2 protein-coding genes are annotated in these 2,177 nt (G+C 29.2%); both read left to right on the top strand.

From position 1 onward, the window contains the following. The first annotated feature begins 278 nt into the window (after positions 1 to 278). Positions 279 to 494 (top strand): hypothetical protein, encoded by a 216-nt coding sequence (locus G3997_RS04850; protein ID WP_296648973.1) that lies wholly within the window; start codon positions 279 to 281, stop codon positions 492 to 494. A 144-nt stretch (positions 495 to 638) separates the two neighbouring features. Then, positions 639 to 2,048: a cation:dicarboxylate symporter family transporter gene (locus G3997_RS04845; protein ID WP_296648970.1), complete on the top strand. Its 1,410-nt coding sequence runs from the start codon at positions 639 to 641 to the stop codon at positions 2,046 to 2,048. The last annotated feature ends 129 nt before the right edge of the window (positions 2,049 to 2,177 follow it).

The following is a 2,177-nucleotide window of genomic DNA, read 5'->3' as shown; positions in this document are numbered from 1 at the left end:
TTGTAAATTAAGTTATTTTGAATATAATTTAGTAATGTAATTATTAAGGGGGTGAAATTGTTATAGATACTAATAGTTTTAATAGTAATGTTAATAGCTCAAATAATAACAATAACTCAAATGATACAATTTCTAATTATTATAACTCTGATAATTTAAATACAGGACTAAATAGATTTAGCTATGCTGATTTTGTTTTATTATCATCTACAATTTCTTATGCAATAGCTGAAGAAGTAAATGTAGAAGATTTAGAAATACTAGTTTCATTTCTCGGGATGATATCTGCAGACCTAGCATTATTACTAACAAAAAAAGAACGAGAATTAATAACTCAACAATCAAATCAACCAGGTGTACAATCTAGTATAGGTACATTGTCAGGTGATGAAGCGGAGGAAGATATCGATACAATACCAGGAAGAAGCTTAAAAAGTAAGAAGGTAAAAAAGATAAAAAGAATGAAACGTAAAAGAAAAATAAAATTTAATTAAATTACAATATTTGTATACATCTTTATATAAAAGATAAAAAATGGTAAAAAATATTGACTCAATTATGCTAATAATATACCATTGTTATTGTCAGTAAAATTATTTCATCAGTGTAAAAATTTCATACATACGGAGGAAACTATAATGGGAGATAGTTCATTCTTATCACAATTCCTTATGATTACAGATATAAAGACTGTTATTTTTATAGCTGTACTTATAGGAACATTTTTTATTGTTAAGCAGTTCGAGAAAAAGAAAGTTAAATTTTCTACAAGAACTATTTATGCAACGATAATAGGACTTATACTAGGGGTTATCATACAATTAGTAGCAGGACTTCCTGAAGATCCATCACAGGTTACTTGGTTACAAGAAGTTACTAAATGGTATGGATTATTTGGTTCAGGATTTATGGATTTATTAAAAATGCTAGTTGTTCCAATGGTATTTGTATCAATACTAAGAGTTATCATAAATATGGGTGAAGGTGATGACTTAGGAAAGTTAACTTTTAGATCTTTAGGAATGCTACTTATGACGACTGCAATTGCTGCAATAGTTGGTATAGTAGTAGGTAATGTTATGAAGCTAGGTGTAGGTACAGATGTAGTGGCGTCTACAGAAACAGAACTTAGAGAAATAACTCCATTAGTTGATACTTTAAGAGGGTTATTACCATCTAATCCAGTAGCATCTATGGCTGATGGAAATATAGTTGCAATAATAATATTTGCTACTTTCTTAGGTCTAGCAGTAAAAAGATTAAGCAAAAAATATTTAGATGTTATAAAGCCATTTATAGATTTAGTAGAAGCGTTCTATAAGATAATAGTATCAGTAGCTATGACAGTAATTAAGTTTATGCCATATGCTGTAGTTGCTTTACTTGCTAATACTATAACAGCTCGTGGATTATCATCTATGATATCTGTTGTTCAGTTTATCGCTGCACTATACATATCAGTTGCTATAATGTTTGTAATACATTTAGTAATAGTAGCAATTAATGGATTAAATCCAATTACATATATAAAGAATGCTGCAGAGCCATTACTTCTTGCATTTACATCTAGGTCAAGCTTAGGGACATTACCAGTTACTATAGATGCTTTAACTAAAAAGCAAGGAGTTGAAGAAGGTGTAGCAAGCTTTACAGCAAGCTTAGGTGCTAATATGGGTATGAATGGATGTGCTGGTATATACCCTGCATTAATGGCAGTTACAATAGCTAATATGGCTGGTGTTGAAATGAATGCAAGTTTTTATGCAATGCTTTTAGTTGTTATAACTATAAGTTCATTAGGTATAGCAGGACTTCCTGGAACAGCTACAATGGCAGTTTCAGTAGTTTTATCAGGTGTAGGTATAGGTGCACACTTCCCACTAGCTGGTGGAATACTTGCAATAGACCCAATACTTGATATGGGACGTACAATGTTAAATGTAAATGGTTCAACTACAACTGCTTTAGTTGTTGGTAAATCATTAAATAAATTAGATAAAGAAATATTTAAAAGCACTAATGTTTTAGAAGAGACTCAAGGTGTTTAATAAAAAAAAGCTATCGTTTAGATAGCTTTTTTTATTTTTTATAATATTTCATGATAAATAGTCTAATTCTATTCTCTTTAATTTTTTATATTCATTACAAATTTGTTACATATTTTTTAATTTTAATAA

It is taken from the genome of Romboutsia sp. 13368 (genome assembly GCF_018336475.1).
In the GTDB taxonomy this organism is placed as follows: domain Bacteria; phylum Bacillota; class Clostridia; order Peptostreptococcales; family Peptostreptococcaceae; genus Romboutsia.
Note: the sequence above shows the minus strand (reverse complement) of the source record. Positions and strands in the feature narration are given on the sequence as shown.